This window comes from Vibrio sp. qd031 (assembly GCF_002100145.1).
Classification (GTDB): Bacteria; Pseudomonadota; Gammaproteobacteria; order Enterobacterales; family Vibrionaceae; genus Vibrio.
Genome location: NZ_JXQD01000025.1, coordinates 316,521 through 338,041 on the forward strand (window position 1 = coordinate 316,521; position 21,521 = coordinate 338,041).

Here is a 21,521-nt window from a genome sequence, read left to right on the forward strand (position 1 = left end):
TTTAGTACGCGGTTTTACCGACAAACCCTTTAAATATGGTTAAGAAAATGATTTTAAGATCCAGGTACGTCGACCATGACTGTATGTATTTGAGATCGCATTCAACTCGCTTTTCCATTTTCTCTAACGTGTCTGTCTCCCCTCTGTAACCACTGATTTGCGCAAGCCCAGTAATGCCGGGCTTTACCTTGTGACGCAACATGTAGCGATCCACAATAGCGCGATACTGCTCATTATGCGCGACAGCGTGAGGGCGAGGGCCTACGATAGACATTCGACCTTGCAACACATTAAAAAACTGTGGCAATTCGTCCAGAGAGGTGCGTCGAATGAATGCGCCAAACTTAGTCACTCGCGGATCATTTTTGGTGGCCTGCTTCACTGTCGAACCATTGTCCATGGTGCGCATTGAGCGAAATTTCCACACTTTAATTTGCCTGCCGTCTAATCCATATCGCTTCTGTTTAAAGATGATGGGCCCAGGTGATGAGAGCTTTACGCCAATAGCGACAGCGAGAAGCACCGGACTGATAAACAGAATAATTAAACTCGACACAATGATGTCCTGTAGACGCTTACTCCATATATTAAATCCATAAAACGGCGTGTCGTGCACACTTAATGTAGGGATAGTACCAATCGATGAAAGGCGAGACTGTATCAAGTTGTAGACAAAGAACTCGGGGATGACGTAGGTGTTGGCGGTGGTATCGGAGAATTGTTTTAGGTACAGGGCAATGCGTTCATCGGCTCTCATCGGCATTGCAATGTAGACATGATCGATAACGTGTTTTTTAGTGAGCTTCAACCCTTGCTCAATGGTTCCTTTATAAGGGATGGGTAGGTCAGAAAGCTCAAGGCGAGATAGGTCGCGATCATCATAAAACCCAACTAAGTCGATGCCAAACTCCGGGTTGTTTTTGCTTTCCTTAGCGAGGCGAATGCCGTTGTCTGTAACACCAACGATGATGGCGCGGCGTCGATTAAAGCCCATATTCCGAGCGCGTATTAACAATTGACGAACGATTAAGCGCCAGAAGATTAATAGTGTCGGGGTTGCAATTGCCCAACTGCCCATCACCACGCGCGAGTATTGGTCGCTGGATTTACTAAAAAACACCCAAAACACCACAACCACTAAAGCAGCAATCCAGCATGTTAGTGGAGCAAGAACTTGTTCCCTAATGGATGCTGTTCGCCAGGAACGATACAGCGCAATGCTCTCTGCGGTCAGCATAAAGGCCACGATCGCCAATAAAGCCGCAGCTAATACGCTGGTATGAATGCTACCAATGTAAGCTTGTGCACAGAACATCAAAGTAGAAAAGATGACAAGAATGTCAGTGCTTCTATACAGTAATGCGAACTCTGTTCCATGAGTTTTTATACCGTGTGACTTGTCCATTTTGGGCCTTTTAAAACGCTAGCTTAATCGAAAAAGTTGTTTGATTGCTTAACTGCAACATGCAATCAAACTATTGGCAGTAAGGTGGGCGCTCGACACTATTTGTCGTTTTTATAATGCGTTTTAACACGCTACCGCCCTTGGGTTTTTGGCTCCCACTTTGCCTTGTAGTGTTGATGACTTAGATGACTCTTTTGTGAATAACACAATGTCTATTATGAATTTTTATTGACCAGTGTGGGAGCCATACACAAATGAGTCTCAGTACGACTTGTATGAAATGCCACCACGACTGCGCGATAAGTTCATAATAGCAATCGATTAGTTAAATTTATTGTGATGTGCATCACACTTAAGGGGCGTAGTTTTAGTAAGGTGGGGGAGTCTCAACAGTGAGAGAGTGAAATTGGCTATTGTCGTATTCAAGTTCAACAGCGCATAACAACATACTCTTTGTCGTTACAATGTCTCGCAAATTGGACACTAGCGAAAATAGTTCTCACGTACTTTAAGAGAGGAGGGATAAGAGGAGAAGCATGGAAGAGAATCTAAAGATCTTGCACGTAGTCAATCGCATTGGTAATGGAGGCTCGGAATCGGGAACCATCCACCTATCTTGTGCTCAAGCTAAGTACCATTCGATTCTACTGGTGGGGATCAAGCCTCCGCTCGATATTTACGCTGGAATCGCGGACGAGTTACTTGCGCGACTCAAACAGAGTGGTGTCGAGTACGAGCAACTCAACTTCTCCAATCTCCCCCCTGGATTATTGGTTAGTGCGTACCAACTACTGTCTATCATTCGTCGATTTAAACCTGATGTAGTTCACTTGCATACCGACCACCCCGAATATCTGTATGCGCTCATAAAACCTTGGGTGGATGCGTTGGTGGTGAGAACAATCCGAAACACTGTGTTTTGGCCAACCAGCAAGGTCCGCGGAAAGTTTGCAGAACGCTCGCTAACAAAAGCTATTACTGCGCACTTTACGCCCGACAGCATAACGGCGCTTAATGCGCGACGAGCGGAGTTTGGCTTACCGCCGCCACAGACCAATAAAATTGTGCCTAATGCCATCAACCGCCACTGCGAAGTCAATCAAGAGCAGAGTGTAGTACGCTATCAAGAGGGGAAACTTAATCTTGGGTTTATCGGGCGGTTGACCTATCAAAAAGGCCCTGACGTTCTTTTGGAAGCAATAAAGCAGCTTCCTGAACAGAGCATTGCGCTGCATTTTATTGGTGATGGGGAAGAAAAACAGACCTTAGAAGCGATGAGCGAGTCGATTCCGCAACTGATCTTTTTCTATGGCGCGGTGCCTTACGCTAGGCAAAACATTAAGGATTTCGATTACCTTGTGGTGCCGTCACGCTATGAGGGTTTTGGGTTGATCTCGCTTGAAGGTCAGATAGAAAAGACGCCCGTAATAGCCGCACGTGCTCCGGGACTGACCCCTTCTTTGCCAGAGAAGTGGCCCCTACTTTTTGACAATGAGTCGAGTGAGCAACTCGCGCAGTTATTGCAACGCTTAATTGAGCACAAGGACGATCAGTCTGACATTATAAAACTAGGGTTTGAGAATGCGCTGAACTATACCATGGAGGCTCAAGTTGAGCGCTATACCAAGCTGTATCAGCAGCATTTGTAGGGATATGTTTTGTCTATGTTTCGATAAGTATTGGATGCATAGCGAGAACAAAAAAAGGGCTGATTTTCATCAGCCCTTTTTCGCAAAATCTATAGATTAGATTTAGAAACGGTGGCTGTATTGAACACCGTATAGCCATGCGTCAGCACGGGTTGTTGCCGTAACATAAACTTGCTCAGTAAGGACGTCTGTTACTTCAACATCGTGACCAACTAGGTATGTTACACCGAAGTCTAGGCTGTTGTTTTCAGAGAAGTGGTAACTTGCGCCTGCAGAGAACCATTGGCGATCAGAGTCTGGTACAGAGATTGAAGTGATTTCGTCTTGTGCACTGGTGTCGTACATGTAACCTACACGAGCTTCCCAGTTTTTGTTGATGTAGTACGTACCACCGATTGCGTAGTGCATACCATCTTGCCACTCATAATCTTTGATCAATACATCATCAGTAGTTTCTAGCTTGTCGAATGCGCTCCAACCGATCCATTGTACGCTATAGTGCACGGCAAAATCAGTTTGGTTAATGCGGTGGTAACCAGAGAACTCTAGCATTGATGGCAATGGGAGAATTAGGTCGCCAATGTCATCATTTGATTGATATTCTACTGTACCGCTCGCTTCAATTGTTGGGCTGTAGTGATACGCTAAACCAAAGCGGTTATTTTCGTTTAATTCAAATACGGTACCTAGATTGAAGCCGAGGCCGTACCCTTTAGCGTCAACATTGAGTAACTCTGCAGGTTCTGGTAATGCTCCAAAATCTGAGGTTCTATATAATTCACCGGTACCATATACAATGTCGAGTCCACCGCCAATACTCCATTGACTGTTTAGTCGATAGGAGGCAGCAAGTGCAATGTTAATACTTGAAACATTGGTCGTTCCACCAAAAGCATCAGCGCCCGGGATAAGTACTGGACCAAGTGCAGCACCAGTGGCACGGCCAAAATCATCAGAAAACTCATTGCTAGTGCCAAAATTTGAATATACACCAGCACCAAGAGCTAATTTCTCATTCATTGGAACAACAAGGTAGATATTAGGCACTGGAGTTGTACCGCCGTTGCTTGCATCATCGATGCTACCGCCACCGAATGGACGTGTATATTCGATGTCCGTCACACTAATATCAGTGCTAATCGCATTCACACCAACAGAAAATTCAGTTTTATCAAACAGCGCCATTGCCGCTGGGTTACGAGCCATGACTGATGCGTTGTCCGCAATAACCGCGTCACCAGCAAATGCACGGCCTAGGCCTGTTGCAGATTGGGCGTTAAGTTGAAAACCAGCAGCGAAAGCTTGTTGGCTTGTAAGGGCAACCGCTGTTGCCAAAATCGTGCGGGTAAATATACGTGACTGCTTCATTATTCATCCTTATTGACCGTCTCTACGGACGGTTGTGATTGTGTAACGCCTTAACGTTAGTATTACTAATTGTTTACCATTAGTTTAGGCGCGTATCCTATCGTATTCGTCCGTTAAACATATCAGACCACTTGAGTTTGTGGGGCTAAATGTTCTGAAATGTTGCCAAAATAACGCTAATGTAAGCAATTAAGTTATTATTAGCGTCTTTACTCTATTTTAACACTTCGTTTACATATTAGAGCGTAAGAAATACCTTTGGCAAGTTTTTTTATTGTCGCCAGTTTTTTGTGTGCTACTGGTTGTAAAACGAAAAAAGCACCCCGAAGGGTGCTTTTGCCTATTTCAATTAATCGCGAAAACGGAGTTAACTGGTTGGCTCAATAATGGAGACCAATCTCTCTACAATTGCGTTTAGGTTTTCGTCTTGCTCACCGACCACAATCAAGGTGGCGTCACCCATTGGGGCAAGTTCACCTGCGAAGGTTTCGTCAGAGAACTGGCTAGCGCTGTCGGCGGAAATTTTGGTGATAAACAGAGTAACCCGTCCTTTTTCACCGGCAAACTCAACGTGCATCGCGGTAGACTCACCAAATCCACAGTGGTTTAAGTAGTAGACATGGTAGGGAAAGTCTTCGGTAAACTGAAACTCAAACGGCTGCAGCTTCATGTTCAGTTGTGGCATTTCTGCTTGTTCATCCAGCGCGTTTGTAAATGGGCGCTCTGCATGCACATGCTCCATCGCGGTTTGCGACAAGCTTGCATAGGCAGGTTGAGCAATCAGTGCTCCCCAATTTAGCTGGCCTGCAGCCAAACCCACCGCAAATGCCACGGAAGCCGCAATGCTGAGTGCACGCTTGCCAAAACTGGGCGTCACCACGTTATTTGAGCTTTGGAACAAGATTTTGTCGGCCAGATCTTCGGGAACATCCACACGCATAGCTTGTTCAATGCGGGCATCTAGGCTGAGCATCTCATCAATAAACTTAGCTTGGCTTGGGTTGTCTGACACATGCTCGGCGACGTCGGCATCACGATTTTTGGGATCAGAGATGACCCGACGGCGAAATTCTAACTCATCCATTGTGTCTCTCCTTATTTGTGTTGGACTCGTCGAGCAGCTCTTTCAATTGATTGCGTGCTCTAAACAAGCGAGTCATTACAGTATTGGTGTTTAGATCTAAGATCGTTCCGATCTCTTCACCAGTAAATCCGCCCACCACTTGCAGGAAGAGCGGTTCGCGGTATTCGACGTCTAAGCGGAGAATTTGCGCTTGAAGCCACTCTTGCTGATGAAAGCCATCGTCGTTTACAAAAGCGTCGCCACTGTGATCGTCGATGTCGACCAGTTCAAGCTGCTTGCGTTCAAATCGACGAGCGTTTTCGCGGCGCAGTATGGTGATTAGCCACGCTTTCGCTGCTTTTTCGTCTTGTAAGCTATCGAGCGATTTCCAAGCCCTAAGGCAGGTTTCCTGTACCAAATCTTCGGCTACTGTGCGGTCTTTACACAGCCAGTAAGCGTAGCGAAACAGGTCGCGATGATAGGCCCTCACTAGGGACTCGTATTTGTTTTGCTTATCCATGTCAGAGTTGACCGTGGATGTGGCTTTTTTCTTTCCAAAAAAGTCAGAAATTGACACTGCAACCTCCTGTTGCCGATTTGTGCAATTTACTATTTCGTTGAAATGATTGATCTATTTCAATTCGTTAAGCTTATTTTTACGTATATTACACGCTGTTGCCCAGTTAGTCATGGCAGATTAACTCGTTGAGCAGGGCAACACTTCTTATGAAGGCTGACTTTACTTTCTCCTTATTATCGGGAAACTGATAATTTGAGCGGGCTACAGATTGCCCCACTAAAAAAAGAAATTACTCTACCACGCCATTGAGCGTGGTTTTTTTTATCTAATGATTCTAACTAGCCTCGATTCTCGATTCTCGATTCTCACCCCTGTCGACTCATTTAGCACAAATACTTCAAACACTTTGCTTGTCGGCAACGCCCCATTCTGTGCTTTGTAACACTTTTCTAACTATTATTTTTAAACGCACGTTTGAAGTTGTTAACAAATTGGTTACAATGGCCTGAGGTCTGACCTCTGATTTTTGTTAACTGACGCAGAGGCAACAACGACAATAAAGACAAACCGTCGGTGATTTTTTCGCCACGGACGCGTGAATGGATAAAGGAGAAGCTATGGGCGTTCAAAATTTGAAAACCCCTTCAGGTGAAAGGATTGCCGTCGTCTCAGGACTGCGCACGCCTTTTGCGAGACAGAGTACCGAGTTTGGCCAAGTGGCTGCCGTAGATTTAGGCAAAATGGTAGTGAACGAACTGATGGCTCGAACCGACATTGATCCGGCTCTGATCGATCAAGTGGTTTTTGGGCAAGTGATCCAGATGCCTGCAGCCCCAAACATTGCGCGTGAAATCGTGCTGGGTACCGGAATGAATGTGCACACCGACGCGTACAGTGTGACTCGAGCTTGTGCGACGTCTTTCCAAGCCGCTGCAAACGTTGCAGAAAGCATTTTGTCAGGCACCGTTGAAATTGGTATTGCTGGCGGTGCGGATTCATCGTCTGTGTTGCCGATTGGGGTATCAAAAAAATTGGCGGCTAATCTATTGGCGCTAAGTAAGACCAAAACCGTCGGACAAAAACTGAAGATTCTAAAAAGTTTGTCGTTTAAAGATCTTATGCCAGTGCCACCGGCCGTTGCAGAGTATTCAACAGGCCTTAGTATGGGGCAGACCGCCGAGCAAATGGCTAAGTCACACGGTATTACACGTTTAGAGCAAGATGAGTTAGCGCACCGTTCACACTCGCTAGCCGCGAAAGCTTGGAATGATGGATTGCTGCGTGACGAAGTAATGACCGCCTATCCAGAACCTTACAAAGCGTTTATTGATAGAGACAACAACGTTCGCTTTGACTCTCAATTAGAAAGCTACGCCAAACTGCGTCCTGCGTTTGACCGTAAGTTTGGGACTGTTACCGCGGCAAACGCAACGCCTCTTACTGATGGCGCGTCCGCCATCATGTTAATGCGTGAAGGTCGCGCAAAAGAGCTTGGTTTAGACGTTCTGGGTTACATTCGCTCTTATGCATTTTCTGCCATTGACGTGTGGGAAGACATGCTGATGGGACCTTCTTATGCAACGCCTATCGCGTTGGATCGTGCGGGTATCACGCTACAAGATCTAACACTCATTGAAATGCACGAAGCCTTTGCTGCTCAAGCTCTGTCCAATGTGAAAATGTTCGGTAGCGAAAAATTTGCCAAAGAGAAACTGAATCGAAGCCGCGCGATTGGCGAGATTGATATGGACAAATTTAATGTAATGGGAAGCTCGATTGCTTACGGTCACCCCTTTGCGGCTACCGGAACCAGAATGATCACCCAAACTCTTCGCGAGTTGAAACGACGTGGAGGTGGCCTTGCGCTTAATACAGCGTGTGCCGCAGGTGGACTAGGCGCTGCAATGGTGTTGGAGGCAGAATAATGATTCAAGATAAAGCATTTACTCTCACGATAGACGAAAACAATCTGGCTTGGTTGGCAATTGACGTACCTGGCGAGAAAATGAACACCTTACAATCGGCCTTCGCTGACGAGATGGAAGAGATCTTTGTTGAACTCGAGTCCAAACAAGACAAACTGGCGGGATTGGTGGTGCACTCGACCAAACCCGATAATTTTGTCGCCGGTGCTGACGTACGCATGCTCGATGCTTGCACCACCGCAGCCGAAGCTGAAGGGCTTGCGGCTAAAGGCCAGCAAATGTTTGATAAGCTGGCGTCTATGCCATTTACGACCGTTGCGGCTATTCATGGCCCGTGCCTTGGCGGTGGCCTAGAGCTCGCGCTGGCGTGTGATTACCGCGTCAGCAGTGATGCAGACATCACGCGACTGGGTCTGCCGGAAGTTCAGCTTGGGTTGTTGCCAGGCTCTGGTGGCACGCAGCGCCTACCGCGTTTGATTGGTTTGCTGGCATCGTTGGATATTATATTAACCGGCAAACAGCTGCGCGCTAAAAAAGCCAAGAAGCTAGGCCTTGTAGAAGAGTCGGTGCCCAATACGGTGCTGCTGACTGTGGCTGCCCAATATGCGGCTAAGTCCAAGCCTAAGCGCAAAGTCTCGACAAAAGAAAAATTGATGTCGGGTGTTGGGCGTGGCGTCATTTTTGATAAAGCACGCAAGCAAACACTTTCCAAGACACGAGGCAATTATCCAGCGGCAGAAGCGATTTTAGATGTGATCCGCTTTGGCCTTGAAAAAGGCATGAAAAAGGGCCTTGCGAACGAAGCGAAGCGATTTGGTGAATTGGTGATGACCTCTGAGTCCAAAGCACTGCGCTCGATCTTTTTTGCTACGACAGAAATGAAAAAAGACAACGGCGCCGATGCCGAGCCTCAAGTCGTTAACCGCATAGGTGTGTTGGGTGGCGGCTTGATGGGCGCAGGTATAGCACATGTGAGCGTTGCCAAAGCTAAAGTGCCGGTTCGGGTTAAGGATGTGAGTGAAAAGGGCGTGCTGAATGCGCTTCAGTACAACTACAAACTGTTTGAAAAGCAGCGTAAGCGTCGCATTTTAACCAGAGCAAAAGTTCAAGCTAACATGAACCAGTTAACCGGCGGAACGGATTTTACTACCTTTAGTCAGGCCGATATGGTGATTGAAGCGGTGTTTGAAGACCTTTCACTAAAGCAGCAGATGGTGAATGACATCGAGCAAAACGGCAAATCGGGTGTGATATTTGCGACCAATACGTCGTCTTTGCCGATCGCGCAAATTGCTGAGCAGGCGGATAAGCCAGAAAATGTCATTGGTTTGCACTACTTCTCACCAGCAGAAAAAATGCCCCTTGCAGAGATCATTCCGCATGAAGGAACGTCTGAACAAACGATAGCAACCACAGTCGCGTTTGCCCGCAAACAAGGTAAAACACCGATTGTTGTGAAAGACAAAGCGGGCTTTTTCGTCAACCGGATCCTAGCCCCGTACATGAATGAATCGGCTCACTTATTGTTGGCTAATGAACCCATCGAACATATTGATAAGTCATTGCTCGATTTCGGCTTCCCTGTAGGACCGATCACCTTACTCGACGAAGTAGGTGTCGATATAGGCTCGAAAATTATGCCAATTTTGGTTAATGAGCTGGGGCCACGATTCCAAGGGCCGGATGTGTTTGACATCTTGCTTAAAGATGATCGTAAAGGGCGCAAATCTGGCAAAGGTTTCTATACCTACAAAGGCAAAGATAAGAAAGTTGATGAGACGGTGTATAAGGTATTGTCCATTACGCCAAATCAAAGCATTAGCGCTGAAGACTTAGCATTGAGATGTGTACTACCAATGCTAAATGAAGCAGCGTTGTGTTTGGAAGAAGGGATCATACGCAGTGCTCGTGATGGCGACATTGGCGCTATCTTCGGTATTGGTTTCCCTCCATTCTTAGGTGGGCCATTCCGTTATATGGACCAATACGGCTTGCCAGAGCTCGTTGCTAAGATGAATAGCTTTGCCGATTCTTACGGTGAACGCTTTAAGCCTTGTGACGTGTTAGAACGCATGGCCGAAAATGGCGAAAGCTTCTACGACAAGTGAATTGCGAAATAACAGCGGAATGGCCCTTTGTTGAGGTTAGGTATTGAGTATTACTTGTAGAGAATAACTCGATACTTAGCCAATAGAAATTAAGTCCCTCATCATGCGTAATCGCGGATGAGGGGCTTTTTTATCCTAGTTCGGTATTTCGGGGAAGAGTGTGAAACTGCTCTATGCTGAGGATATCTTGCCCAAATTGGACTTTGGGCTCGTTCTCATGGCTGGTTCCCTGAGTCGACATTACTAAGCGCGTTGCGGTGCGAGGTTTGAGCTGTTCAACGACAAAGCGGATCATGTCGGCTCGGCTTAGCTGTTTAATTTCTTCTATTACGGTATCGCGGTGAGAGAAGCCATGATCTTTGTTGCCAATAGCTACCCAAAGGCGTTGCCCCTTCGCTTTTAGATTGGCATCAGGCGTCATGATTTGGTTGAGTAATCCGCGCTTACTGCTATGCCATTGGTAGTCGGTTAGCTCCAATAGCACCATATAAAACGCATTCAAAAACTCGTCGATGGCGGACAACAAATGTCCAGATCCCGCAGTGGGAGACTGAACATAAAACACGATTCCAGGGTGGCGGTTTAGCGGCATATTGCCCGTCCCAACCATATAACCCAGTTGCTGTTTGGTGCGGATCTGATGGAAAAATTCTGACGACATCAATTGGTTGGTTAAGGTAAATAGAGCCACATTTCTAGGTGTGGAAGTTTGCGCTTGATGGTACACCACCACCGCCGAGTCTGGTTGTTCACAAAAAACCTCTCGGTGGGAAGAGCCAGTATTGCCCAACATTATTAGTGGTCGCAATGATTCACGATACACCTGATCTTTAACTCGCAGCGCATCTTTAAGTGCGTCGCCCATATCTAGAGCTTGATGCCTTTGCCAATCTCCGTAAACAAACATTTCGACGTGTAGGGTATCGAGCAATTCGCCAACAAACACCGGCAATTCATCGACGTCAATATCGTTAAGTGCTTCTAGCAATACTTTATGTGGTGGATTATTGGGTTGTAGTAAGCCGCTCAAGCAATTAAACAGCTGTGATATAGGCCTATCATGGCGTGAATTGGCCCAAAAACGCTGCAGTTGCTGCTTAATCTCGTCAAAGCGTGAGCTTTGAAATTCGCGTTGTTTAAAGCGCTCTAAAATTAGGCTTAACAGTTGCGGCATCTTTTCACTAAAGCCATATAACGCTAAGGTTAAGCCGCCTTGATGGGCATAGATGTTGTAGCTCATCCCAGCAAGCTCTGCTTGATAGGTGCGCTTACTGAGTGCGTCCATAAATAGTTCAACACATAATCTCAGCATAACAATTCGCCGAGGGGTTTCGACCGATTTTGGGCTGTCGATGGCGACGTAAATCGCTCCTTTGGGAACTCGGATTTCAGGCTCTTGTAAATGCCACAGCGTAAACCCTGGAAGAGTCTGTATTTGCTCGGGAAGGGTGGCTTCGGATTCTAAGTTTTGAGTTTCTAAATGGTGACAGATATACGGATTCTCGTCGGCCAAGTACATCTCTGGGTGAGCGGGTGCTTGGCGCCACTTTTCAATCAGCTCTGCTGGAATGTCTGCGATAGAGTAGGGCGTGTCATACCAATTGGCTGTTCGATCAAACTCGCCTTGCTGCGAAACTAACGTGACGCGACAGTTTTCTGGGGTCAGAGTCGAAGCAAGTTGCTGGGTGAGCTCGGCGTCATAGGCTTGCATCATGTAGTCCCCATAAACAGCGTCATCAGGCTGATAGTGCTGCAAACTCATCACTAGATGAGAAGCCAAATCCATAGGCTTGATCGACTCTTGAAAGCGAAACGCCGCTTCCATAACCGCACGTTTTTCGTCATAACGCCATGCTGACAGTCCGTGTTGTGCGACTAGGCGTATGTACTGAAACAGCCTCTCGATAATCTCGTCACAGTGCTCGAGCCCTTCAGGCGTGAGCATACAACTGACGGTAAACTCTCGAAAATTTGACCCACTTGCGCCGCCACCTGCTGCCAGCGACGTGATCCACTCTTTGTCTTTCAGCCACTGGGTAACACTTCCACCACCTTCATAGCCGATCATATGAGCGATGTAAGACAGGGGTTTGGATTGATAGTGCTCTATCATTGATGGAAACTCAAACGCAACGGTGAGTTTTCGCATCTCCTTAATGGGTTGAATGTGGACCCATTGTGGTGCTTGATTGGGCGTCCAAAAAGGAACGGTGACCGATTTATTGGCTTTGTGTCGGTTGATGACATCGCTAAAAAGCTCTTCGACCGCTGATTGCTGTTCGTTGAGCGGATGTGGCGACACTAAACACAGAGTCATTAAGTCGGCAGAATAGTGTTGCTGGTAAAATGCAAGCAGTTCGTCACGGATAGGGCTGTCGGGTTTATCTTGCAGAGTATGGGCATTGCCCACCGAAAATTTGCTAAAAGGGTGCTGCTGATTGACCACGGCTTTATGCACTTCGTATAGTCTGCGTGCGTCGTCGTTGAGCTTCATTTGAAATTCTGAGTCGACCGCCATGCGTTCTTTTTCGACCGCTTCGGCATGAAAAAGCGGAGACACAAAAAAGCGGCTGAAGCGAGCGAGCGCTTGCTCAAAATGCGAGTTTGAAATGTCGAAAAAATAGCAGGTGTGCTCCGGTCCAGTCCAAGCGTTATTGCTGCCACCGTGCTGCGATATAAAGTTCTGAAATTCACCTATGTGTGGAAATTCTTTGGTGCCCAAAAACAGCATGTGTTCTAAAAAGTGTGCCAGCCCAGGTCTATCGTTGGGATCATCATAGTGGCCCACATTAACGGCGAGTGCGGCTGACGACTTTGGCGACTCATCAGATTCGACCAACAAAACCTTGAGCTGGTTACCCAGCAGTAGATGCCTGTAGCGGTTTTTATCGTTGGGACTGGTTTTCACAATATCCAATGTGTGCTCTCCAAAAACGAGCTATCCTAAAAACAGGCGCTCAATCAGTTAATTATGAACGGCTTATGTTTTTGATCAAATCTTGTTACTCACTTTATTTGTATTTGTGTTAGCGAAGTCGAAGTCTTTTCAGTTACAGTCACTATAATCGGCTCAATTATTAAGTGCTTTTGTTGGCGCTATGATTATGGTCCACACTCTAGGCGTTGCGGACATAATTGGTAGGCCAGCGCTTGCGGTAAAGGTAAAGCAGAATGAAAATATACATCATGCGTCACGGGGAGGCGGAAATGTTTGCCAATAGTGACGCTGAGCGAGAATTAACCCCACGGGGTGAGCAAGCCTCCGTTGCTGTCGCTCAAAAATGTGTTTCGATGGGTATCGAGCACTTTGATCAAGTGTTGGTGAGCCCTTATGTGCGAGCTCAGCAAACTTGGCAGCAGGTTAGCCAATGTTTTCAGGCAAAACATCTCGATAACTGCGACGATATTACTCCGTATGGTGATGCGTTGGATGTTGCGCAGTTTTTGTATGCCTTGGCGGAGTCTAAACAACTAGGATCAATTTTGCTGGTCTCGCATTTACCACTGGTCGGCTACCTCACTGCAGAGTTGGCTCAAGGGATCAGTCCACCGATGTTTCCAACCTCTGGTCTCGCGTGTGTAGAAGTGGATGTTGAAAGACAAAGTGGCGAGCTTCTTTGGCAAGTCACCGCGTAACATATCACCGGGTAACAAATCACCGGGTAACATAGGCTGACACAAGCGAAGAAAAAAACGGGCGGATTGTCTATGGCAATCCGCCCGTTTTAATTGTTGCTATGGTTTTAAATTTCAATGGGTTGCAATTTCTATGAAGCGCTACTTCTCTGGAATAGACAGCAAAACCAGAAGCGCGCCATCACCGCCAAACTCTAGCGGTGCTTGATGGTAAGCCATTACGTCGGGATGTTGCGCTAGCCACAAAGGTACTTTCTGTTTTAGGATATGCTTTCCAATCCCGTGCATCACACAGGCACACGAGACACTTTCTGACAGACAGTGTGCGATCATCGCGCCCAGTTCTCGCTTCGCTTCTTGTTGAGTCATGCCGTGCATATCCAAATATACGTCGGGCACATACACCCCACGACGCAGTCGTTTTACTTCGTATTTAGATACATCACTGCGGGCATAACGTGTTGGACCGTCTTCGCTAAGGTGAGGAACGAATTCGTCTGAAAAGAAAAATTCATTGTCTTTGGCTTCGCGGTCGGTCTTGAGCAGTTGCTTCTGTTTTTGGCCTCTGCCAGTGGTCGGAAGTATGGTATCCTGTTGAAACTTTTTGACGCCTTTTACTTCGTCACGAAACAGTGCCCACTCGTCTTCAAAATCTTGATTAGACATAGGGTAATTAAATCGATGACAATATAGGTGCTATTGTAACCCTTTTTGGAGTTCATTTTGGATAAGATTTTTGTCGATGAAGTCGTAGGCGAATTACGTACCCTACAAGACATGATTCGCTGGACGGTAAGCCGTTTCAATGCAGCTGGCCTTTTTTATGGTCACGGAACCGATAATTCTTGGGATGAAGCAGTACAACTGATCCTTCCTTCTATTTATCTTCCTATTGATGTGCCCGCGCATGTCCTTGATTCTCGTCTTACTTCAAGCGAGCGTCATCGTATTGTGGAAAAAGTGATCCGCCGTATTAATGAGCGTGTACCAACATCTTATTTGACCAATAAAGCGTGGTTTTGTGGCTTAGAGTTTTACGTCGATGAACGCGTACTGGTGCCGCGTTCACCCATTGGTGAGCTGATAGAAAATCAATTTCAGCCATGGCTAACCGTTGAACCTACTCGCGTTATGGATCTGTGTACTGGTAGTGGTTGTATTGCTATTGCTTGTGCGTATGCGTTCCCTAACGCCGAAGTCGATGCGGTAGACATTTCTATAGATGCGTTAGCGGTGGCCGAGCAAAACATTCAAGATCATGGTTTAGAGCAACAAGTATTCCCAATTCGCTCTGATCTATTGCGTGACATCCCGAAAGATCACTATGACCTGATTGTGACTAACCCACCTTATGTCGATGAAGAAGACATGGGTACATTACCTGAAGAGTTTAAGCATGAGCCAGAGCTCGGCCTCGCCGCAGGCAGTGACGGTCTTAAATTAGTTCGCCGAATCTTAGCCAATGCGCCAAACTACTTAACAGACCAAGGGATATTAATCTGTGAGGTGGGCAACTCTATGGTACACATGATGGAGCAATACCCACAGATCCCATTCACTTGGATTGAATTTGAAAATGGCGGCCACGGTGTGTTTATGCTGACCAAACAGCAGTTGATAGAGCATGCCGATGAATTTGCTCTGTATATCGACTGATATTCCTTTGTAGCGGTATAAATACAGTGAAACGTCAGCCTTTGGGCTGGCGTTTTTTGTATTTCATTGAGTCAATCAACGCTTTACAAGCCAGAAATGACAAGCGACTATGGGGGATAGGAAAAAACAGCACTAACAAGAGGAAGTAATGGCAGGAAACAGTATTGGGCAACACTTTAGAGTGACCACTTTTGGAGAGAGTCACGGGCTGGCTTTAGGCTGTATCGTGGATGGATGTCCTCCTGGCCTTGAGCTTTCAGAAGCAGATTTACAAGGTGATCTTGATCGTCGTCGTCCTGGTACCTCTCGCTATACCACCCAACGTAGAGAGCCGGATCAAGTGAAAATCTTATCTGGTGTATTTGAAGGTCAAACAACGGGTACGTCTATCGGTTTGTTGATTGAAAACACCGATCAGCGCTCTAAAGATTATTCAGAAATTAAAGACAAGTTCCGTCCAGGTCACGCGGATTATACCTATCACCAAAAGTATGGTGTTCGAGACTACCGTGGCGGTGGTCGTTCGTCAGCTCGTGAAACTGCGATGCGGGTGGCTGCAGGTGCTGTGGCGAAAAAGTATCTTAAACAAGAGTTTGGGGTGGAAGTTCGCGCATACCTGTCACAAATGGGTGACGTATCGATCGATAAAGTCGATTGGAACGAGATAGAAAATAACCCGTTTTTCTGTCCTGATGTCGACAAAGTTGACCAGTTTGACCAGCTTATCCGCGATCTTAAAAAGCAAGGTGATTCTATTGGTGCCAAGCTTACGGTTGTTGCCACGCAAGTACCTGTGGGGTTGGGCGAGCCGATTTTTGATCGACTGGATGCGGATATTGCGCACGCACTGATGAGCATCAATGCTGTAAAAGGTGTTGAAATTGGTGACGGCTTTGATGTGGCACAGCAAAAGGGCAGTCAGCACCGTGACGAGCTAACGCCAAATGGGTTTAAGTCAAACCATGCGGGCGGTATTTTAGGCGGTATTTCTACAGGACAAGATATTGTGGCCAGTATTGCACTTAAGCCAACGTCGAGCATTACGGTTCCTGGTGAAACCATTACCAGACAAGGTGAATCGACGCAGCTGATCACTAAGGGTCGCCACGATCCTTGTGTGGGTATTCGCGCGGTCCCGATTGCAGAAGCAATGCTTGCCATCGTCCTGCTGGACCATCTGCTGCGTCATCGTGGCCAGAATCACGGTGTCACCACCGAGACTCCAGCCATTTAATACAATTACAGTTGCATAATGAACTGAGCGGCAACGCCATAGTTGTTGTCGCTTCCATAGCCCGCTGATAGGTCTATACCTGCTGTACCAAACAGCTTAAGGCCTAGACCAGCAGTAACCATGTCTTCAGAGTGATCATTTAAAGACATAGAGTAACCTGCGCGAATCTGTGCCCAAGACCATGCGTCAAATTCTGCACCGACACGTGCAAATTGTGTTGCGTAGTCTATCTCTTCGAAGTATTTTTTCTCGTTAATATCAAAGTCAGCTGAAACAGCAAACAGTTTCGTTTGATAGGACGCACCAATTACGTACTCTGGCCCCACAACGTAGGTTGCGTTAGTTGGGCTGCCATTAACGCCAGTGTAGCTGTTGGTTTCCAAAGCGTTTTCGATCAGGTTTTTAGCACTAAAACCCAGTTGGATCTTATCGTTGACGTCGTACGCCAAACCAATGTCTAAGTTAAATCCTGTGCTGGTGTTTGAGTCATCGAAGTCAAAATCGTCATCGTCCGCATCTTCGGCTGAGGCGCTGTAACCCAAAGCAAGTAACTGCTGGAACTTAGGTGAAACACCTAAGTATAAACGGCCGGGCAGGGCGTCTACTTGAAGCTCTCGTGCTAAAGTAAGACCGATGTCGACCGTTCCTGCGCCTAAACCTAGCACGCTTGATTTTAGCTCTTCGTCTGGGTCGGTAATGTTGAAATCGCTATCGGCAACACTTGGCGCTGCAAATACAGTGGCGTTGACCATCGCAAATAAGTTTGCGCTCAAGTAACGGTTAGGGATGGCAATCACCATACCTGTACTTACGTCAGCATTGACGACTTCACCGTCCATTGCCGAAAGTGCGTCGATCCACTCTTGTCTTGCTTGTTCGTCACCACTATCTTCCCAACGGTCAAACGCGTCAGAAAAGTTATCGATACTTGTGACGAGATCACCACCGTCGTGCGCACGCACGTTAACGGTAGGCAATATCATACCAAAGTCATCACTGTCTGAGTAACGCGCGGCTAACGCGGGGTTGTGAAAACTGCTGGTAAGAAAGTTTGCGTTTGATACGCCGGTTCCGCCCATCGCGAAAGAGCGTGCATCAAGCGCGGCAGTTGCCGATGCTGAAAATAGCGCCACTGCAAGGGCGGTCAACTGAATGTTACGTTTCATAGTTCAAGTTCCATTGAATGAAATTATTGTTATAGATTACAACAGCCTACAGGTAGAATTGGTGCGGGCAAGTACAAGAGTGTTGCAAAGTGTTGATTCGTTCTAGTAAATGCTTAACACTATGCAGCGCAGTTTCCTGAGGCGTAGCGTTTTCATCGTGCATTCTATCAACGATATTATTAACATTTTTAATACCACTTTTTGTCATTCTTATGCCACTCGCTTGGAGTTGGGAGGTGACGAACCTATTTACTTGCCAGCCGATAAGCATTGCGCTCATCATCGGATCATTTTTGCGCGCGGTTATTATGCTTCTGCTCTTCATGAAATCGCACACTGGTGTGTGGCTGGACCACAACGACGTCTACTGGAAGATTACGGCTATTGGTATGAACCCGATGGCCGCTGTGCCAAAAAGCAGGCCGAGTTTGAGCAGGTCGAAATCCGCCCTCAAGCCTACGAATGGATTCTTTCTGCCAGTGCAGGCTTCCAATTTCGAGTGAGCTGTGACAATTTACATGGTGAGTTTGAACCCGATAGATTGGCTTTTACCGCTAAAGTACAGCAAGAAGTATTATCCATACTGTCTGAAGGGCTACCCGAGCGCGTCGCGATGTTATCAGAGGCGCTGCGCAATTTCTATGGTATCTCACCACTGTCTCCTACTGACTTTTCAATCAGTTAAACTATTTAGGACCCCCGTTACATGATTTTAGATTTTGAAGAACAACTACTGAACCAGATTGACCAGCGTGTCGACAATGCCTCGGACGACGAATTGTTTGCTGGGGGCTACTTGCGCGGCCATATCTCATTAGCGGTGAGTGAATGTGAAGAGCAGGGCGTCGATTCGGTGGATGAGCTCAAAAACAAAGTTGCTGCAAGCCTTAATGCAGCACGTTCTGAATTGACACCGGCAGATAGAGTGATTGTTGACGATTTATGGAATGACCTCGTCGAGCAACTGTAATTTCGAACAACACCTGTTTCCTTATTCAACAAATTTGAACATCTTGTTGCACTTTATTCTCTGATGTTAGCAACCAAGTATGGCTATAGTTGATGACATCAACCAGATATCAAATTTGTCGAAAAGGAACGGTTATGAATGTTGTCGCTTTTGGAGCTTCAAACAGCTCAAATTCAATCAATAAAATGCTTGCTCACTACACTGCGGCTCAGATACCTGATGCGACAGTAGAAGTGCTTGATCTTAATGACTTTGATGTCCCAATGTACAGTGAGGACGTGGAAAAGAAAATCGGTCAAGCTGAAGGAGCAAAAGCGTTCTTGGACAAGCTGCAACAAGCCGATGCCATCGTGGTCGCCTTTGCTGAGCATAATGGCAGTTACACGGCAGCCTACAAGAACCTGTTTGACTGGACGTCACGCATAGAACGCAACGTATTTGGTAATAAACCTGCGCTGTTCTTAGCAACCTCACCAGGCCCAGGTGGCGCAAAAAACGTACTGGCTGCGGCTGTCGCGTCTGCGGGATACTTTGGCGCCGACCTCAAAGGCTCGCACTCGGTTCCGAGTTTCTATGACACCTTTGACGTGCAATCTGGTGCGCCAATTGAAGCAGATTTAGAGCAGCAGTTAAAAACACTCGCCTCGACGCTCAGCAACTAAGTCAAATAAGCGATAATAAACACCATCAAGCACGGCTGTTCCCGCCGTGCTTTTTTACGTCGCATCTATTTGTGGTTATACGATCGACTTCCCTTTACGGATTTTTCTCACCCACATACGGCTCGGGTCGATAGCTTCTAGCAACTCGACACTCAATGGCAATGGCTCGTGACACATTTGCGCTGCTAATACTTCAGCGAGAAGAGGTGCAGTCGTTAGCCCTCGAGAGCCCAATCCTAATAACGCGTATAAGTTTTGATAATGCGGTGTCGCTGCTGACGGATCGACGGCGCGCTGTTTCTGCAACTCTAAATCGCTCACTCCGCCAATAAAGGGCAAATGATCTCGACTGACACAACGAATTCCCTGTTTAGCCAGATTTCCACTGACGTCAACGTCCGATATCCACTCGGCATCGGGAAGACTGGTTTGCAATTTTACTTTGTTGTGTAGCTGCGCCGCTTGATTAAAGTCTTCATCTATCTTTCCTCGATCGTAAGAGGCACCAATTCGATGATGTTGGTCCAAATCACTCTTTGGTGTCATGTAGCCGTCGTAGCATAAAACAGTGTTGAGTTGACTCAAAGTTGGTGTGGTCGGGCAATTGCTCACTTGGCCTTTTACTTTCGTTAGCGGCAAGTTCTTGGTCGGTAATAACTGATCAAACAGATGGCCGTTTGCTATGACAACACAATGATGATCTCGTGTTTCACCGTTGGCCAGTGTGAGTTGCCAGTGCTGGGCTTGATTGAGATCCACGACCTCACTGTTTGTCTTTACGCTCAAGGCTTGTGTGTCACTTAGGTATTTGGCCAGTCCCTGAACTAACTGTTGCGGTGCAAGCCACCCACCGTGGGTGTATAACAGTGACTCTTTATCGATGGTTAAACCAGTCACCTGGTTGGTTTGTTCTGCGCCTAGAAACGTGACCAATTCTGTCGGCAGAGAAAGCGAGCGGATTTTACCCAGCTTAGTGGCCTGTTTTTCATTCCATAGCAGTTGAACCACCCCACACCAATTATGATCAAACTCTACCTTTTCTGCCGACTGTTTGTAGAAATTAAGGGCGTATTGATAAGCACTGCAGAACAGTTGGTGAATCAGTGGCTGAGTTGCGCTCAGTAAAGGGTACAACGCCCCTTGCAAGTTTTTTGAGGCGCCTTGGGCCAACTGTTCGTCTTTGCAATACAGTGTTACTCGTTTTCCGCGCTTAAGCAGAGCTTGGGCTAACACCACGCTGGCAATGCCACCACCAATAATAGCGACCTCATCGGACTCATTAGAGCTGTCGCTGTGTTGCATGCCATCTCTTGGCAAGTCGGTGGTTATCGTAGCGTGATCATTACTGTGCGCCAGGCTGCCTATTAACATGTCTCGTTTCGTCCCGAAACCCTTGCCCTTGCGCATCTCAAAGCCTGCTTCGATGAGCCCCCGGCGTACAAATCCTGCTGCAGTGAACGTCGCAACAGTACAGCCAGAGTGCCCTAAATTGACCATGCCGGTAAAAAGGTCTTGAGACCACATGTCGGGATTTTTACTCGGAGCGAAACCGTCTAAAAACCAAGCATCAACCAACCCTTCGGCAGGGCAAGGGACGTTAGGCAAAGTGGTCTTAATATCACCAAACCATAAATCTAGGGTGAGGCGACCCTCTAAAAACGATAAACGATGGCAACCTGCTGTTGCGAGAGGGTATTGCTGCTGCAGCTGCTTAGCACAGTGCGCAAGCTCGGGCCAGCGTTGATGAGCTTTGACTAGATCCTGTTGCGTCACAGGGAACTTCTCAAAGCTAATAAAGTGCAGCCTCGGTAGGTCGGATTCTTGTAGTGCTTGTTCATACACCTCCCAAAGCGCCAAAAAGTTTAGCCCGGTACCAAATCCCGTTTCTGCAACAACAAACTGGTCTCGGTTGTGGGTAAATAAGCGTTGAGGTAATTGATTTTGCTCGATAAACACATAGCGGCTTTCATTTAGGCCGTTAACGTTTGAAAAATAGACATCATCAAACTGTTCAGAGACGGGTGTTCCCGCGTCATTCCACTCAAGTTTGGCATTTTTTATCTGTGTCATAATGGCTCAATGGAAGGCAAATAGAATAAAAGTGTGACCCAAGTGGATAGACCAAGTAAAGGTTTAGCTGAAAGCTGACCAGTTAAGCT

17 protein-coding genes are annotated in these 21,521 nt (G+C 46.8%); 9 read left to right on the top strand and 8 right to left on the bottom strand.

Going from position 1 to position 21,521, the window contains the following annotated elements:
* Position 1: 1 nt before the first annotated feature.
* Positions 2-1,405: an undecaprenyl-phosphate glucose phosphotransferase gene (locus ST37_RS13445; RefSeq protein WP_084887215.1), complete on the bottom strand. Its 1,404-nt coding sequence runs from the start codon at positions 1,403-1,405 to the stop codon at positions 2-4.
* Between the two features lie 536 nt (positions 1,406-1,941).
* Between ST37_RS13445 and ST37_RS13450 the strand changes: the two genes are divergently transcribed.
* Entirely contained in the window at positions 1,942-3,054 is a 1,113-nt protein-coding gene (locus tag ST37_RS13450; protein ID WP_084887217.1) for a glycosyltransferase family 4 protein, read from the top strand.
* A 102-nt stretch (positions 3,055-3,156) separates the two neighbouring features.
* Here the strand turns inward: ST37_RS13450 and ST37_RS13455 are convergent, their stop codons facing one another.
* The 3 genes from ST37_RS13455 to ST37_RS13465 all read right to left on the bottom strand — a co-directional run bounded on the left by ST37_RS13455 (position 3,157) and on the right by ST37_RS13465 (position 6,005).
* Positions 3,157-4,422: an outer membrane protein transport protein gene (locus ST37_RS13455; RefSeq protein ID WP_084887219.1), complete on the bottom strand. Its 1,266-nt coding sequence runs from the start codon at positions 4,420-4,422 to the stop codon at positions 3,157-3,159.
* 367 nt (positions 4,423-4,789) lie between these two features.
* Positions 4,790-5,506 (bottom strand): DUF3379 family protein, encoded by a 717-nt coding sequence (locus ST37_RS13460; protein ID WP_084887221.1) that lies wholly within the window; start codon positions 5,504-5,506, stop codon positions 4,790-4,792.
* Positions 5,499-6,005, bottom strand: a complete 507-nt coding sequence (locus ST37_RS13465) for a sigma-70 family RNA polymerase sigma factor (protein WP_242426329.1) — start codon at positions 6,003-6,005, stop codon at positions 5,499-5,501. Before ST37_RS13465 ends, ST37_RS13460 begins: the two co-directional genes overlap by 8 nt.
* Positions 6,006-6,622: 617 nt before the next feature.
* Here ST37_RS13465 and fadI point away from each other — a divergent pair.
* Positions 6,623-7,930: an acetyl-CoA C-acyltransferase FadI gene (gene fadI / locus ST37_RS13470; RefSeq protein ID WP_084887225.1), complete on the top strand. Its 1,308-nt coding sequence runs from the start codon at positions 6,623-6,625 to the stop codon at positions 7,928-7,930.
* Positions 7,930-10,038 (top strand): fatty acid oxidation complex subunit alpha FadJ, encoded by a 2,109-nt coding sequence (fadJ, locus tag ST37_RS13475; RefSeq protein WP_084887227.1) that lies wholly within the window; start codon positions 7,930-7,932, stop codon positions 10,036-10,038. Before fadI ends, fadJ begins: the two co-directional genes overlap by 1 nt.
* 130 nt (positions 10,039-10,168) lie before the next feature.
* On the opposite strand, the gene ST37_RS13480 is transcribed toward fadJ, so the two are convergent.
* The gene (locus ST37_RS13480) at positions 10,169-12,946 is read right to left on the bottom strand and encodes an insulinase family protein (RefSeq protein WP_084888128.1); all 2,778 of its coding nucleotides are present in this window, start codon (positions 12,944-12,946) and stop codon (positions 10,169-10,171) included.
* Between the two features lie 263 nt (positions 12,947-13,209).
* Between ST37_RS13480 and sixA the strand changes: the two genes are divergently transcribed.
* Complete coding sequence (gene sixA / locus ST37_RS13485; RefSeq protein WP_084887229.1) at positions 13,210-13,674, top strand: phosphohistidine phosphatase SixA; 465 nt, start codon at positions 13,210-13,212, stop codon at positions 13,672-13,674.
* Positions 13,675-13,815: 141 nt separating this feature from the next.
* Here sixA and smrB read toward each other — a convergent pair whose 3' ends face one another.
* The gene (smrB, locus tag ST37_RS13490; RefSeq protein ID WP_084887231.1) at positions 13,816-14,340 is read right to left on the bottom strand and encodes an endonuclease SmrB; all 525 of its coding nucleotides are present in this window, start codon (positions 14,338-14,340) and stop codon (positions 13,816-13,818) included.
* Positions 14,341-14,397: 57 nt separating this feature from the next.
* Here smrB and prmB point away from each other — a divergent pair, with 57 nt between their 5' ends.
* Positions 14,398-15,330, top strand: a complete 933-nt coding sequence (gene prmB / locus ST37_RS13495; RefSeq protein ID WP_084887233.1) for a 50S ribosomal protein L3 N(5)-glutamine methyltransferase — start codon at positions 14,398-14,400, stop codon at positions 15,328-15,330.
* 148 nt (positions 15,331-15,478) lie between these two features.
* A complete protein-coding gene (gene aroC, locus ST37_RS13500; protein WP_084887235.1) occupies positions 15,479-16,564 on the top strand; it encodes a chorismate synthase in 1,086 nt (361 codons plus the stop codon).
* Positions 16,565-16,569: 5 nt separating this feature from the next.
* Here the strand turns inward: aroC and traF are convergent, their stop codons facing one another.
* On the bottom strand, positions 16,570-17,730 hold the full coding sequence (traF, locus tag ST37_RS13505) for a conjugal transfer protein TraF (protein WP_084887237.1): 1,161 nt from the start codon (positions 17,728-17,730) through the stop codon (positions 16,570-16,572).
* A 121-nt stretch (positions 17,731-17,851) separates the two neighbouring features.
* Here traF and ST37_RS13510 point away from each other — a divergent pair, with 121 nt between their 5' ends.
* From ST37_RS13510 to ST37_RS13520, 3 genes are all read left to right on the top strand, one after another.
* Positions 17,852-18,415, top strand: coding sequence for an elongation factor P hydroxylase (locus ST37_RS13510; RefSeq protein WP_084888130.1), 564 nt, complete (start codon positions 17,852-17,854; stop codon positions 18,413-18,415).
* Between the two features lie 21 nt (positions 18,416-18,436).
* Positions 18,437-18,700 carry a YfcL family protein gene (locus tag ST37_RS13515; RefSeq protein WP_084887239.1) on the top strand — a complete coding sequence of 88 codons (264 nt, stop codon included), beginning with the start codon at positions 18,437-18,439 and terminating at the stop codon, positions 18,698-18,700.
* 134 nt (positions 18,701-18,834) lie between these two features.
* Positions 18,835-19,362 (top strand): NADPH-dependent FMN reductase, encoded by a 528-nt coding sequence (locus tag ST37_RS13520; protein WP_084887241.1) that lies wholly within the window; start codon positions 18,835-18,837, stop codon positions 19,360-19,362.
* A 75-nt stretch (positions 19,363-19,437) separates the two neighbouring features.
* On the opposite strand, the gene mnmC is transcribed toward ST37_RS13520, so the two are convergent.
* Positions 19,438-21,432: a bifunctional tRNA (5-methylaminomethyl-2-thiouridine)(34)-methyltransferase MnmD/FAD-dependent 5-carboxymethylaminomethyl-2-thiouridine(34) oxidoreductase MnmC gene (gene mnmC / locus ST37_RS13525; RefSeq protein ID WP_084887244.1), complete on the bottom strand. Its 1,995-nt coding sequence runs from the start codon at positions 21,430-21,432 to the stop codon at positions 19,438-19,440.
* Positions 21,433-21,521 lie beyond the last annotated feature (89 nt).